This is a genomic window from Atopobium sp. ICM42b (assembly GCA_000564995.1).
GTDB lineage: Bacteria > Actinomycetota > Coriobacteriia > Coriobacteriales > Atopobiaceae > Lancefieldella.
On record JDFH01000001.1, the window covers coordinates 1 to 14,100 of the forward strand.

The window sequence follows — 14,100 nt, forward strand, 5'->3', positions numbered from 1 at the left end:
CCGACGCTAACACGCTGCAGAATCATAATCAACCGCATATGAACTGCCTCCCATTTCTTGGACATAAGAAATGGGAGGCAGTTCACATTAGTCGGGCGCTTTTTATACCGTTTACGGGAGTACATTTGGAACGCGGCGTGTGTACTGGTAAAATATTAAAAAGTTGATGAAGGAGGTACTATGTCACTGTATCGTCATCTACGTTCTAGTTTGGGTTCAGCCCATAAAATTGTGCTTGCTATCAGCGCTTTTGTAATGGCAATCGTGATTCCTGTTATGGCAAAAGCTGATGTTATTTCCACACCAAGAGTTGGTTTAGCTACTTCTCATGCAAGTTTGATCGCAGTCGTTGTTCTTGTGGCTGTCGTTGGATTTATTATGATCATAAGGCGTCGCAGGTAAAACCTTGTCCACAACACAGCAGATTCTTCCAAAAAAAGAAGTCACTACCTTTGCATTTGCGTTATGTCACTTTGTAGTTGACTTTGCATGCGTATCTACCATGCTCTGCGCGGTAAGCCGAGTGTTGGGGGAGTCTGGCCAAGATTCGTTGGAGTTTGTTGCACTGAGTATTCTGCTGTACGACATTGTTGCTTTTACATTGCAACTGCCTGTAGGTATAGTGCTTGACAAGCTGGATAAGAACTCTTATGCTGCCTTGCTTTCGTACGCTTTGGTTGGTGCTGGAGTTTTGATTTCTTTGTTTCCCGTAGCACTTCTCGAGTGGTTAGCAGTTCTTTTACTCGCAGTTGGAAATGCCCTTTTCCATAGTGCAGGCGGACTGATTGTACTTAACATCTCACAAAAACACGCGGGTCCTTCAGGAATCTTTATTGCAACTGGTGCAATTGGAGTATTTTTAGGCACGCAAAGTGCTCAAATGGAAAGGCTTCAGATTGCGTTTTCCCTCCTTGTGCTGTTGTTCTTATGTGCGCTTATTACGCTTGTGGTCCAAAAGGTCAACAAGAAATACTGGAACGTACATAATGTTGCATTTGATATTCCTAAGTTTTCGTCCAATACACTGCTTGCGATTGCACTGCTGAGCCTTGTGGTGGCGCTGAGAAGCTATGTCGGCATGGTTATGGCATTTCCTTGGAAGAGTCAGATGCTACTTCTTGTATTGAGCATCCTTGGTGTATTTGCAGGTAAAGCGCTTGGTGGAGTGGTTGCTGATCGTATTGGCTTCAGGACTACAGCTATCTTTTCGCTCATTGTTGCAGCCACCTTGTTTGTGCCCTCATGGGAGGTGCCAGTTATGGGCCTCCTGGGTGTATTTTTCTTTAACTTCACCATGTCCATTACGTTGGCATCTCTAGCAAACATCTTGCCCAACGCAAAAGGTACTGCGTTCGGTCTAGCTAGTTTTTCTCTGGCCGTGGGTGCACTGCCTGCGCTTTTGGGATTTCGTGTTGAGCATCCCGTGATGCTTTCCGTTATTAGTTTGGTTTCAGCACTTGCGTTGGGCGTTGGTCTTACGCTGGTCAAAGATACTGTGGTTACAGGTCCATTTGGTCACGAGCGCATGTTCCATACAGCACAGGTTGCTGAGATTTTAGAAGAAGATACTCAAACGGCAGAGTCATTTGATCAGGTTGATGAACTTGCGGTTGAAGATGAACTTGCAGGAGAAGATTATCCTGTGGCTAAAGGTAAACTGGCCGCTGAAGGCAACCAAGCAGAAGGCTAATGGCATGGACGATCAAACATTTTTATTGCCGTATTTGTTGACCATTATTCCGATATTCGCGTTTTGTCTGATTCTGACTATTACTGTTGAGCTTATTGTCGCAAAATCGCTTGGCGTTAAAGACAATCATGCGCTGCTGATTGTTGTGGCTGCACAGGTGCTTACCAATCCAATCGCTGTTTTTATCACAAGTGCCCTTGTTGATGTGGTTACTAACGACATGCAGTATTGGGCGTGCGTCATAACTGTTGAGCTGGTTGTTATTGCTGTTGAAGGTCTTATTTACAAGGTAAAAAGAGTAAGCAACACCCCATGGACTCTTTCAATCTTGTCCAACCTTGCGTCAGTATCCGTAGGCATTCTCGTTCAAACACTTATATAAAAATTTAGCGAGAAACCCTTTGAATAGAAGGGGTTTCTCGCCAAACTTGGGTGATTATTTGAGTTGAAGCCTTAATGAACCATCGCAATAAGAAGAGCTCCGACCATAAGACCAATGGATGTTCTGAGAGCCGCTGAGGCTTGCCTGTGCAAGAGCTTTTGCGCGCGGGTTGCGTGCGTGAGCTGGGCTTCTGAAGTGTTGAGTGTACGCATTGGTCCTCCTTTCTTAGTTCTTGTCTAGTATATGCCTAAAAGTAAGCTTTGGTAAACTCTTTAGTATAAAAATGATACAAAAAACCACGCCGAGGGTGAGTCCAATCATTCCTCCAGAAGAGGCGTCTAAGTAATAACTGCCTGTTATTCCAATCAAAACGCTGACCGTGGCAATAAGCGGAGAAATCCAGAGCATATGTCGCATCTGATTGGTAAGAAGCCTTGCGCAGGCACCCGGAACAATAAGCAGCGAGACTGACAAAATGACGCCAACTGCCTGGAGCGATATGACAATTGCGAGGGCTAAGGCAACAAGCAAAAATGAAGTGAGTGTTTTAGTAGAAAGACCGATTGCTTGAACCTGCGTGGGATCAAATGAAAGCAAGGTCAGGTCCTTGTTTTTAAGGATGAGCAGGATTGCAATAGGCAGGCCAATACAAAGAACTTGCAGCATGTCGGGAGTAGTGACACCTAAAAGGTTTCCAAAGAGTATGTGCGAGAGGTTAATCTGACTTGGAACCTTGGATATGAGAACTGTTCCTAGTGCAAAAAACGTTGTAAATACAATGCCGATAGCAGTATCGGGGCGCACAATTTGGCTCTTTTTGACTTGTCCGACCAACACCACGGTAATGAGAGCAAACACAAGTGCTCCTACCAGATAGGGAAGTCCCAGCAGATGAGCAATGACCACGCCTGGGAGAATAGAATGCGAGATGGCGTCGCCCATAAGCGACCATCCCATGTGTGTGATCCAGCAGCTCAAAAGCCCGCAGACTATGGCGGTTGCAATTCCGGTGATGAGGGCTCGCTGCATGAATGCGTATTGGAGAATGTCTACCTCAGGCATGGAGCACCTCCTCAATGTGGGTATCTTCGGAAATACCAAGGTTCTGCAGGAGGGCATCTCCAGAAAGAATTTCTTTTGAAGACCCCTGTGCGGTAATGGTTTTATTGATGACCAGGCAGAGCGGGAATTTTTGCTGGGCCAAATTGATGTCGTGAATTGAAACGAGCAATGTTTTGCCTTCTTTACTGAGATTATTGAGTTGTTCGGTGATAATGGCCTCAGAGCGAGCATCTACTCCCGCAAACGGTTCGTCGAGAAATACCAGCTCAGCAGCTTGTGCTATTCCACGAGCCACAAAAACACGCTTTCTTTGTCCGCCCGAGAGTTGGGCAAGTGGACGATCTGCAAGGTCGGCCAGGTTAACGCGTTCAAGCGCCTGGGCAACCAGCTCTTTGTCCTGAGCGGAAGGTATGCGCATCCAACCTTGATGAACATATCTTCCCTGCATAACAACGTCTTTTACAAGCAGCGGAAACGTTGCGTCAATTGCCTCAGTTTGAGGGACGTACGCGATTTTGCCCTGTTTACGTGCTTGCGAAAGAGGTTGCTGACCCCAAGTAAGTGACCCCTCCCATGCGATGGTGTCCATCAGGGCCTTGAAGAGCGTAGACTTACCGGCGCCATTAACGCCTACAAGTGCGCAAAGATCTCCTGTTGAGAGCGAGAAATTCACGTCGTGAATGATGGGTTTCTCGCGGTCTTTTTTCTCGTACCAGGCACAAAGTTGTGAAACGCAAAGATTCATTAAGAACGCTACCTTCCCATAAGACCGGATACGATTGCGTCCGCGTCGTGTTGCAGCAGGTCAAGATAGGTGGGAACGGGACCATCGGCTTCCGAGAGGGAGTCAACATACAAGATGTTTTTCTCGTCAGTTTTGAGGACAGCACCTGTCTCGTCGGCTACCTGCTGCATTGCCTTGGGGCTTACCGTTGACTCACAGAACACCGCAGGAATTTGCTGCGCCTTTACAGTTTCGACGACTTTGGCAATCTGCTGCGGAGTGCCTTCATCAGCGGCGTTAACGGCCCAGAGGTAGAGTTCCTTCATGTTGGTGTCGCGGCACAGGTACGAGAACGCTCCCTCGCAGGTCACAAGCGTGCGCTGGCTCTCTGGCAGAGTGCTAAGCTCCTCAATCAGGTGAGAGGAGATGTTGTCGAGCTCCTTTTTGTATGCGTTGCCGTTGGCCTCGAAGTCCTTGGCGTGGTCAGGGACAAGGTTGCTTAGCGCGCGGACGATATTCTCGACATAGATCTTGCCGTTTGCGGGCGACATCCACGCATGCGGATTGGCCTGACCCTGGTAGTCACCCTCGGCGATGGGGATGGCGGTGATGCCTTCGCTGAGGTCAGCGCGCTGTGCTTGCGAGTCGGCAACAAAGCGTTCAAACCAGCGCTCAAGCCCCAGGCCGTTGTTGAGGATGAGCTGGGCCTTTTGCGCACGCTTGAGGTCGTCAGGCGTGGGCTCGTAGTCGTGGATTTCGGCACCAGCCTTGGTGATGGATTCTACCTGGCAAAACTCGCCCGCAACGCGAGAAGCCATGTCCTGGATCACGGTGAAGGTGGTCAAGACGAGGGGAGCCGAGGAGTTTTGGTTTTGCGCGGAGCTTGAGCTGGCTGCAGAATCGCGTGGACTACATGCGGCGAGAGAAGCGATTGCTGTCGCAGAGCTTGCGCCGAGCAAGGTGAGCACTGACCTGCGGGATAGGAGAGGGTTGCAGGTGAGGCGCGATTGTGGGTTTGCGACTGTCGAGATATGCGTGCAGCGATGTTTCATAGCGACTTCCTTCAAAGAGTTGAGAGCAGGTAGCTACGGGACTGAAAGCAAGAAACTGATAGCGTGAAGCCAAGAGTTAGGAGTTTTGGAGCTACGAGCTCAACGGGTTTCTCGCCATATTGTATTCCTAAAAGTTAGCTTTGTCTAACTTTTTAAATTTACGAGGAAAGAAAAGGGTTTGGTTTGCGGACAAATGTCCAAAAGATTGAACATGAAATTTAATGTGTCATTTATGTCGCATTTTAAGCAAATTATTTTCCTTTGGCTTATTTACCATAGGATTTGTGGTTAAAAAATATTTTTTGTATAGAAAATTATGTGAATATGGCTAGAATTTATTTGTTTTCCAATGGTTAGTGCTCATGAAAAAAGGAGAGAGAGCATGGCATTCGATTTTACAGGTAAGTTGGTTCTGGTTACAGGCGGAAGCGCTGGTATTGGCGCTGAGATCTCCAAGGGTATTGTTGCTGGAGGTGGACACGTAATCGTTTGCTCTCGTCACGAGGACACTGGTCGCAAGTTTGTCGAGGAGCTTGGCGAGGGTAACTTCTTCTACACAATGGACATTGCAGATGCAGAGGGCGTCAAGAAGACCGTTGCTCAGATTCTTGAGGAGTGCGGCGACGTCAACGTTCTTATCAACTGTGCTGGTCGCATCAGCTCCGTTCCTTTTACCGAGGTTGACGACAAAGAGTGGAACAACACCATCAACACCAACCTCACTGGTACCTACAACGTAACTCACGCTCTCTGGCAGCACTTTATTGACCGTGGCGGCGCTCGTATTGTTAACGTTTCTTCCGTCGCAGGCAAGATTGGCGGCGGCCTCCTTGGCACCGTTGCTTATGCATCTTCCAAGGCTGGTATGAACGGCTTTACCAAGGCTATCGCTAAAGAGGGCGGCAAGTACGGCATTTCTTGTAACGCAGTTTGCCCATCTTTCACCATTACAGATATGACCGCTGCACTCTCCAACGATGAGGAGAAGTACAAGAAGGTCGTAGGCATCATTCCTCTTGGTCGTCCTGCACAGGCATCTGAGCCTGCACAGATGGTACTGTTCTTTGCTTCCGACGCTGCAAGCTTCGTCAACGGTGAGGTTGGCGACTGCGACGGCGGCATCGTAATGGACTAGGTGATTGTTGATGTCTACAAAAGAACCAATTTCTATTCAGCACCCATTTAAGGCACTGGGCCGTATCCCAGGTGCAAACATTCTGATTCCTCTGCTACTTGGTGTTTTCATGAACACATTTTTCCCAGAGGTATTCCCAACGCTCGGCAGCTTTACCGCAGCAATGACCGTTAAGGGTACGGCTGCTCTGGTTGGTGCCTTCATGCTGTGCGTTGGCGCAACTATTTCGTTCAAGAGCGCACCAAAGGCAGCACTTCGCGGCGCAATCATCATCATTTCTAAGGTTGTGTTCTGCGTTGCTCTTGGCCTTGCTGTTCTGTTCTTCCTGAACGACAACCTGCTTGGCCTTTCTTCTATGGTTATCCTTGCTGCTTGCTCTGGTGCAAACAACTCCATGTACGCAGGTCTGATGGCCGACTACGGTAACGAGTACGAGCAGGGTGCAGTTGCAATTACTACGCTGGTTGTTGGTCCTCCAGTTACTATGCTTGCCCTTGGTGCAACTGGTCAGTCTCCAATTAACTGGTCTTTGCTTGGCGCAGTTCTGCCAATTATTATTGGTATTCTGCTTGGCAACTTCTTCCCATCCATGAAGAAGATGCTCACAAGTGCTCTGCCAGCAATAATTGTTATGACCTTCTTTGCTATGGGAACTACTATGAAGTTTGATTCCCTCATCATGGCTGGTCCTGCAGGTATTCTGCTTGGCGTTATCTGCTCCGTCTGCGGTGGCTTTATCAATTACTTTGTTGATCGTGCAACTGGCGGAACTGGTATTGCTGGTGTTGCTATTTCTTCCTGCGCAGGTGCAAATGCACTTACACCTGCTGCTATGGCAGAGGCTAACCCAGCTCTGTATGGTGGTGCTGCTCTTGCAACAGCAAACGCACAGGTAGCAGCTGCAGTTATCGTTACTGCAATCCTGACTCCTTTGATCACTGGTTACGTTGCTGAGCACTTTGCTAAGAAAGACAACGCTTCCGAGGAAGTTGTTGAGGCTGCTTAATCGCTCTTAAAGTTTCAAGTTCAAAATCCCAGCACCTTCGGGTGCTGGGATTTTTTGTGCCTTGCGTGCCGTTGGTTTCTTGTAGAGACGCTCAAAGAAGGTTGATAAACGACTGATAAGTAGGCAGCGGATGCCTCAGATTCTTCGGAAAACGCTCGAATAAGTCTCCAAGTGGTAAAAAATCCGTTTAGTTGGGGTTTTCATTTTTCTGCATACAACGTTTGCCCAGATAAAAGTTTTTAGTGCGGTAAAAAATCGTCTTAGCTGGGGATAAATCGGCTAATTTTCAATTTTCATCCCCAACTAAACGGGTTTTTTACCTTTTTAGGCACATAATTTAAAGCTCAAAAATTATGTATTCATAGGAATGCATTTTATGACCCGATTATGCAAAAAAGGGTCAGAACGGAACGTTCTGACCCTTAACTTTGTGATAAAACCTACGACCAGGTTTTGCTATAAGTGATTTCTGCAAGTAACCCTAAGCAGCAACTACTTAATCAGGACATTTCCCTCATAGCTGTCATGAACGTCCTGAGGAGTAACGCCCATGTGCTTCTTATAGAGCCTGCTGAAGTAGAACGGATCATTGTAACCAACCGCCTCGGAAGTCTCTCGCACAGAAAGACCAGATTGAAGTAGCTGTTGAGCATGATCAAGACGCTTTGCAATAATGAATGTCATTGGGCGAACGCCAAATGTTTGGACAAAATTGTTGGAGAAACGTTGAGTGCTCATTCCGCAACGTTTAGCCAGGCCAGGGATGGTAATTGGATCTGCAAAGTGGAGCTCAATGTACGTGCGAGCCTCAGCCATGCTCTCCTGAACCTTTTGGCTGTTGGTGAGTAGGAACATAGACTTGATGAGCTCGGTGCCATTGACAATCTGAGCAACACGATTGTCCAGCGATGGGGTGGTGTTAAGTTTTTCCAGGTCAAGCACCTTATCAAGAATGCGGTCGAATCCTTGAGGATCAAATGCATAGGCATTGAAGATTGGGCTGGTGACATCGCCCTGAATGCCATCATAGTAGATGTTTACATGGTCAAACGAGCGTCCGTAAAGGGTTCGATATGTTACTGTCTGACCTGCAGGAACATGTACAACCGTAGTTCCTTCGCAGACAAATTCATTTCCACCAATAGTAATCTCGGCAGCTCCAAAAACAGGAATGATGAAAACAGAATGAGCAAGCGAAAAGGTAACTTGGGAGTCAGCAATCTTCTGTTGGCGGTTGATCGAAAACACACTATACGTCTGCCGCGAATAGGTCTCTTTTAGCTCCTGCAGATTAGCCTGCATAGAATCTCCTCATTTCAAAAGCGCTCTAATGCGCCGAATATTAAAAATAACATGGAGAGTATTTTAGCCAGCAGAACCGCGATTGCAACCCCAAAATCAAATAAAATGCCATTTCAGGGGTTAAATTTTGATTAACGAGAAAGACAATTGCCTACGTAACTTTTATAGAATGATTTTAAAAAGAACAATTTATGAATAAATTTTGTCCATTCAAATTAAAGATTTTACGTTTTGATTGTTCGCTTTAAACTGCCGATAAATAGCGTTTTTTGATACCATAAATTAGTTATGCACAAATGGTTTCTTCAGGTTAACTTTAGATACTACAAACTTCTTTGAGATGTCGTAGCTTTCTTTTAGTTTTCATGAATTCCATTGGTTTTGCAGGTTTTAGGTTTAGGTTTTATTGGCTTCTGTAGAGGTTTCTCGTAGAAGGTTTGTATATGGAGCAGCTTGCACACGTTTTTTCACTTATCGTTCAGCCCGCATACGACTTGACCGGCAGTTGGTGGGCGGCAATCTTCCTTTTTACTCTTGCGACTAAAATCATCCTGATGCCCCTGGCACTTTGGACGCAACAAAATTCTATTGTTATGGTGCGCCTTATGCCCGAGACCTTCCGCTTAAAGACTCGCTACTTCGGCGACAGGGAGACCATCGAGGAGCGCTCCAACGAGCTCAACAAAAAGGCAGGCTATCACCCGCTATTGAGTCTTATTCCTCTGGCAATCCAGGTAGTCATCCTGTTCGGCCTAGTTGACGTTATCCATGGCATCACCGATTCTGGTGCGCCTGGCACAGAGTTTTTGGGCATGACCCCAATCATCGATGGCGGTATCACCTGGATTATGCCACTGGCAGCAGCTTTGTCCTCGGTTGCTCTTGGTCTTGCTTCCAACAAGCTGAATCCGCTTCAGCGCGAGCAGTCTCGTGCAGAGAAGAACACCACAAACGGCCTTTCTATTGCAATGTCGCTGGTACTTGCAGTCTACGTTGTCTGTGGCATGGCATTCTATTGGGTTTGCTCAAACCTTCTCTCAATCCTGGTCCAAATTGTCTGCAACATCATCATCGACCCTCGTAAGCAGGTTGATTACGACGATCTCAATGCTGCTCGCGACGAGTTTGAGGCAATGGACGCAGCAACCAAGTCCACTCACAAGTGGTTCCAGCGCGATCCTCATGCCGCTCGCGAAAAAGAGGACTACAAGCGCTTCTTTGACACCATCGGCAAGCACCTGGTCTTTTACTCCGAATCAAGCGGTTTCTACAAGTACTTCCAGGGCGCCATCGAGTGGCTGCTGGCAAACTCTGACATTCGTATCCACTATGTCACCTCTGACCCTAACGACCAGGTCTTTGAACTGGCAAAACAGCAGCCTCGCCTGATTCCGTATTACTTGGGTCAGCGTCGCCTTATCACGCTTTTCATGAAGCTCGACGCTGATGTTGTGGTAACTTCCCTCGGCGACCTGGAGAGCTCCTACATGAAGCGCTCCTACGTGCGCAAAGACGCTGAATACATGTATATGTGCCACCATATGACCTCCATGACGGTCACCTCAACGCGCAACGAGTACACCTACTACGACGACGTCCTCTGCGTTGGCCCTCACCAGCAGCACGATCTTGAGCTGGTCGAGAAGTACTACGGTACGCCATCCAAGAGAAAGCCTGCTATTGGCTACGATCTTCTCGATAGGTCAATCAAAAACTACCAGAAGCAGAATCTGGGCCAGCGCAAACCTGGCGAGAAACCCCTGTTGCTGATTGGTCCTTCGTGGCAGTATGACAACTTGATGGACAGCTGCCTTGACGGCCTGCTTGAGCAGCTCATGGGCCGCGGCTGGCGCATTGTGGTCCGCCCACACCCAGAGTATTTGAAGCGCTATCCTGCCCGCATGGAGGAGATTCTTGCTCGCTACGCTGACGCGGACCCAGAGGAGCTCTCCTTTGAGACCGACTTCAGCTCCAATACTTCGGTTCTGTCGGCTGACCTGCTGTTTACTGACTGGTCGAGTGTTGCTGAGGAGTTCTCGTTTACCACGCTCAAACCGTCGGTCTTCATTGACACTGCAATGAAGGAGAACAACCCCGATTGGAGCAAGATTCACACAGATCCCTGTGACATTACGCTTAGAAACGAGATTGGCCGCAGCTTTGATCCTAAGGACCTCTCGGGCCTGGGTGACGCGGTTGCGCAGATGCTTGAAGAGACCGACAGCTGGTCGCACAAGATTGAAGAGATTCGTAACAACATGATCTTTAACCTCGGTCATGGTGGAGAAGCCGCAGGTAAGTTCATCCTTGAGCGCGTTTTGGCGCACCAGGAGGGAACCGCGGACGCTGATGTTGAGAAGACCGATGACGCAGCAGCCGATGTCGATACTGCTACAACCGAGGGCAACGCCAATGCCGCAAGCAACGGCAACGCCGAGAAGGACAGTGATTTCCGTGCGTAAAACGGCCACTTTACTTGCGAAGACAACAGCCAGCGCCGCTGCTCACAAGACACGTGCACTTCTTGTGCATGCTGCATTGTATGTTGTAGCGTTGACTCTAGTTTGGTGGGCACTTCTACCAGCAACAGCTCAGGCTTACGTTGACCCGTCAGTTATGACCTACACCATCCAGGCACTGGCAGCAGTTGTAGTTGCGCTCTCAGCAGTGCTCGGCGTTGCGTTTAGGCGTTCCCGTAAAGTACTGTTCCGTCTGCTTAAGATTGACGAGAATGCAAACAAGATTGTCGAAGGCAAAGTACACAAAGTTGACATCAAAGGTGCTGAAGCTGCAAACGCTCAGATGAAAGAAATCCTTGCAGCAGAAGCAATTCGTCTCAAAGAACAAAAAGAAGGCACCCTCAAACCTAAAGGTCGTGTTGGTGTTGCATTTCTTGTTTCTTTCTTCACTGTCTTTACTATCTTGGTCGTAGCTCCACTTGAGCTGGTAGCAAGCAATGCGCGAGACCTTTCTTTCAACCTCAACGATGTTGCAGGTCCCGTTATTATTGCTGGCCTTATCATTACGATCATTCTTACAGTATTTCTATCGCTCCTGCGCAAGCGCGCGTTTAACGTTGCCGTTGCGTTTATAGGAGCCATTGGTGTGGCGTCATACGTCCAGGCAGTATTCTTGAACGGTGGTATGCCACTTGCCGACGGACATGCAGTTATTTGGTCAGATTTTACAACTCAAATGATTGTCTCTGGCCTCATTTGGCTAGCAATCATTGCAGCTGCAGTGGTCTTCTCGCTCCTAAAAGCACGTCAGCTCCGAACGGGCCTTTTGGTAACCGCAACCGCTCTTATCATTGTCCAGACAGTGGGCGTTGCAAGTCTGTGGGGACCAGCAATTGCAGCGTCGATAGATGCTCATGCCGAACACCAGCAGGTTATCGCAACGCGCGAGGGCCTCTACAGCGTTTCCTCCAAGAAGAACGTCGTGGTGTTTGTCCTGGACACTACCGATACTGCCTTTGTCCAGAAGCTTTACGATGAGTATCCAGAGACATTTGCGCCTCTTACCGGCTTTACCTGGTACAGAAATTCCGTCGGTTCCATGATTCCAACGCGCTACGGTGTTCCATCGCTGCTCTTTGGCTCTCGTCCTCAGCCTGGCGAGAATTTCAACGATTTTGTCTACAACTGGGCACAAAGCGATCAGTACCTCAAGGATATTCAGAATGCTGGATATCAAGCAGGTTTGTATACAGATCAGTTGAACTACTCTCACTACAGAGACACTGCGCAGAAGTATTCCATCAACTACCATGAGCCTCGTGGTCGTGGTATAGATAACCAGCTAGACGTGCTAGGTGCGCTGCGCATTCTCTACAAGACGGCATTCTGTAGGGACATGCCTTGGGTATTTAAACCTCGATTCTGGTATTACACCGAGGATCTCAATATGCGTATGCGCAGACCAGTCAATATGGACGAGGTTGATCTTTCTTCTCAGCCTTTCACCGAGGATGACCTCAAGTATTACCAGGAACTTCAACACTACGGCCTCTCGATTGACGACAGCGCTGGCCAGAAGGGCTCGTTCCGCTTTATCCACCTTTTTGGTTCACACCCACCTTATACGCTTGATCGTAACGTTGAGCCTACCAGCGATCCAAGCAAGCAAAACGTTGAAGAGCAGACTATTGGCGCGTATAGGATTGTTGCGCAGTATATCGCTGAGCTTAAGCGTCTTGGCGTGTATGAAAACACGTCGTTTATCATTACTGCAGATCACGGTGACTGGTACTTGACTAATACTGACATTCAGCAGCCTTCTGCTCCAGTTATTATGTACAAACCAGCTGGTCAGACCGCTGAAGAAGCGGCTCAGCCTATGCAGATTTCTGACGCACCTGTCTGGCACTACGACATCTTGGCGCAGACGCTGAAGGACATGGGCGTTGACCAGCAGACGCTTTCTAACTACACCACGCCGCTTGACGAGTCCTATGAGGGTGAGAATCGTCCTCGTTACTACATTGAGACCATTTCAAATGGTAAGCAAGATATCTTTGTCAGGGAGTTTGTCATCAACGGTGATGCCAATGACATGAAGAATTGGAGCCTCACGGGCAACGAATGGCCTGTTGAGCCATGGCATGACTAAGCTGGGTGCTTTGACGCGCCTGGCGAGAAACCCGGCGTGCCCACTGCCGTATTTCTTTAACTCCGATGGATCAATGGCTACCGGTCGACCGTAGCGGGGAGGCTCTTGGTATTACTTAAGCTCAAGCGGAATAATGCAAACAGGATGGCTCAATAGTTCCGGTCATACCTTCTACCTTAACCAAGATGGTTCAATGCGTACTGGCTGGCTCTCTTACGGAGGCAGCAGCTACTATCTACGCTATGACAATAATCAGCCTGTTTCAGGAGGTCCTACCGGCTCTATGATTTACTCGCAAAAAGCTCGCATTGGTGGTGTTATCTACGAATTTAATGCAAGGGGTGAAGCGCATAAAGCACTACCAGGAAACATTGTTCCTAAAGCATATAAGCCACTAGTTGAGGCTGCGTGATGACTATGAACAAGAAACATAAATGGCTGCCTCTAAAGATTATCTCTATAGTTCTGTTTCTTATGGCCACTGTCTTTCTCTTGTGGAATGCATTTGCTACGCCCTACCCATGGGCAATTGACTCACTTCAGCAAAAAGCGGTAGAGCGGGCCACACAAGAAGCTATCAATACCGCCAGGCAAGAAGGAGACGGCGGAAAGCCTTACCTCAAAGACATCGACTATATGAAGCTCACGCTTGGCAGTTGCTATATAGGAGTAAAACCAGAAACCCGGAACAACCTTATTTGGGAGATTCGATATAGAGATAAACCTGTGGGATATGTCATGCAAGAGCTCGGAACTTTAAGGTTCTCCGCTCTTGCCGGCAATTACGAGTCCTTCAAACTCGTGGATTTGGAGGAAATTTCTCTTGACGACTACAAGGAAGTAAGAGACGGCTCTGTAGAACTTGGACCTTTTGAATGGAAACTTCCCTTCGGTTGGGTAACGGTTGATGGACACAAAGCGTACCGACAAATCAACGGCTACCTTTTTTCACATGGGCTAGCAATAGTTGATGACTACTATTATGAGTTCGATGAGAATGGATATCTCATAAAAGCGATAGGTCCGGCACTGGATTCAGAAACCGAAAATTAAGTGATCCCGCAACCCATACGCATAAAAAGCCTCCCATTTCTTATGTCCAAGAAATGGGAGGCAGTTCACATGCGGGTGGCTTT

At 48.0% G+C, this 14,100-nt stretch carries 14 protein-coding genes; 9 read left to right on the forward strand and 5 right to left on the reverse strand.

The features are described 5' to 3' along the window. Positions 1-180 precede the first annotated feature (180 nt). From HMPREF1493_RS00005 to HMPREF1493_RS00015, 3 genes are read left to right on the forward strand one after another with little or no spacing between them, the layout of a single operon-like run. A complete protein-coding gene (locus tag HMPREF1493_RS00005) occupies positions 181-402 on the forward strand; it encodes a hypothetical protein (protein ID WP_035426852.1) in 222 nt (73 codons plus the stop codon). A gap of 4 nt (positions 403-406) precedes the next feature. Then, entirely contained in the window at positions 407-1,690 is a 1,284-nt protein-coding gene (locus tag HMPREF1493_RS00010) for an MFS transporter (protein ID WP_198013744.1), read from the forward strand. 4 nt (positions 1,691-1,694) lie between these two features. Further along, the gene (locus HMPREF1493_RS00015) at positions 1,695-2,072 is read left to right on the forward strand and encodes a hypothetical protein (RefSeq protein WP_035426854.1); all 378 of its coding nucleotides are present in this window, start codon (positions 1,695-1,697) and stop codon (positions 2,070-2,072) included. 71 nt (positions 2,073-2,143) lie between these two features. Here HMPREF1493_RS00015 and HMPREF1493_RS06995 read toward each other — a convergent pair whose 3' ends face one another. The 4 genes from HMPREF1493_RS06995 to HMPREF1493_RS00030 are packed head-to-tail and all read right to left on the reverse strand — an operon-like array spanning position 2,144 to position 4,910. Continuing rightward, entirely contained in the window at positions 2,144-2,284 is a 141-nt protein-coding gene (locus HMPREF1493_RS06995) for a hypothetical protein (protein ID WP_156921361.1), read from the reverse strand. A gap of 13 nt (positions 2,285-2,297) precedes the next feature. Next, entirely contained in the window at positions 2,298-3,134 is an 837-nt protein-coding gene (locus tag HMPREF1493_RS00020; RefSeq protein WP_035426855.1) for a metal ABC transporter permease, read from the reverse strand. Continuing rightward, the gene (locus tag HMPREF1493_RS00025; RefSeq protein ID WP_035426856.1) at positions 3,127-3,879 is read right to left on the reverse strand and encodes a metal ABC transporter ATP-binding protein; all 753 of its coding nucleotides are present in this window, start codon (positions 3,877-3,879) and stop codon (positions 3,127-3,129) included. The genes HMPREF1493_RS00020 and HMPREF1493_RS00025 overlap by 8 nt, the downstream gene beginning before the upstream one ends. 8 nt (positions 3,880-3,887) lie before the next feature. Then, positions 3,888-4,910 carry a metal ABC transporter substrate-binding protein gene (locus tag HMPREF1493_RS00030; RefSeq protein ID WP_084058250.1) on the reverse strand — a complete coding sequence of 341 codons (1,023 nt, stop codon included), beginning with the start codon at positions 4,908-4,910 and terminating at the stop codon, positions 3,888-3,890. A 382-nt stretch (positions 4,911-5,292) separates the two neighbouring features. On the opposite strand from HMPREF1493_RS00030, the gene HMPREF1493_RS00035 reads away from it, so the two are divergent. Next, positions 5,293-6,045, forward strand: coding sequence for an SDR family NAD(P)-dependent oxidoreductase (locus tag HMPREF1493_RS00035; protein ID WP_035426857.1), 753 nt, complete (start codon positions 5,293-5,295; stop codon positions 6,043-6,045). Between the two features lie 10 nt (positions 6,046-6,055). Beyond that, positions 6,056-7,051, forward strand: coding sequence for a 2-keto-3-deoxygluconate permease (locus HMPREF1493_RS00040; RefSeq protein ID WP_035426858.1), 996 nt, complete (start codon positions 6,056-6,058; stop codon positions 7,049-7,051). Between the two features lie 492 nt (positions 7,052-7,543). Here HMPREF1493_RS00040 and HMPREF1493_RS00045 read toward each other — a convergent pair whose 3' ends face one another. Then, complete coding sequence (locus HMPREF1493_RS00045) at positions 7,544-8,353, reverse strand: AraC family transcriptional regulator (protein ID WP_035426859.1); 810 nt, start codon at positions 8,351-8,353, stop codon at positions 7,544-7,546. A gap of 443 nt (positions 8,354-8,796) precedes the next feature. Between HMPREF1493_RS00045 and HMPREF1493_RS00050 the strand changes: the two genes are divergently transcribed. The 4 genes from HMPREF1493_RS00050 (at position 8,797) to HMPREF1493_RS00065 (ending at position 14,017) form a co-directional block, all read left to right on the forward strand. After that, positions 8,797-10,815, forward strand: a complete 2,019-nt coding sequence (locus tag HMPREF1493_RS00050) for a YidC/Oxa1 family membrane protein insertase (protein WP_035426860.1) — start codon at positions 8,797-8,799, stop codon at positions 10,813-10,815. Further along, positions 10,808-12,964 (forward strand): alkaline phosphatase family protein, encoded by a 2,157-nt coding sequence (locus tag HMPREF1493_RS00055; RefSeq protein WP_051485191.1) that lies wholly within the window; start codon positions 10,808-10,810, stop codon positions 12,962-12,964. The genes HMPREF1493_RS00050 and HMPREF1493_RS00055 overlap by 8 nt, the downstream gene beginning before the upstream one ends. Positions 12,965-13,097: 133 nt before the next feature. Continuing rightward, positions 13,098-13,376: a hypothetical protein gene (locus HMPREF1493_RS00060; protein WP_035426861.1), complete on the forward strand. Its 279-nt coding sequence runs from the start codon at positions 13,098-13,100 to the stop codon at positions 13,374-13,376. A 5-nt stretch (positions 13,377-13,381) separates the two neighbouring features. Further along, positions 13,382-14,017 (forward strand): hypothetical protein, encoded by a 636-nt coding sequence (locus HMPREF1493_RS00065; protein ID WP_232215469.1) that lies wholly within the window; start codon positions 13,382-13,384, stop codon positions 14,015-14,017. Positions 14,018-14,100: the final 83 nt, after the last annotated feature.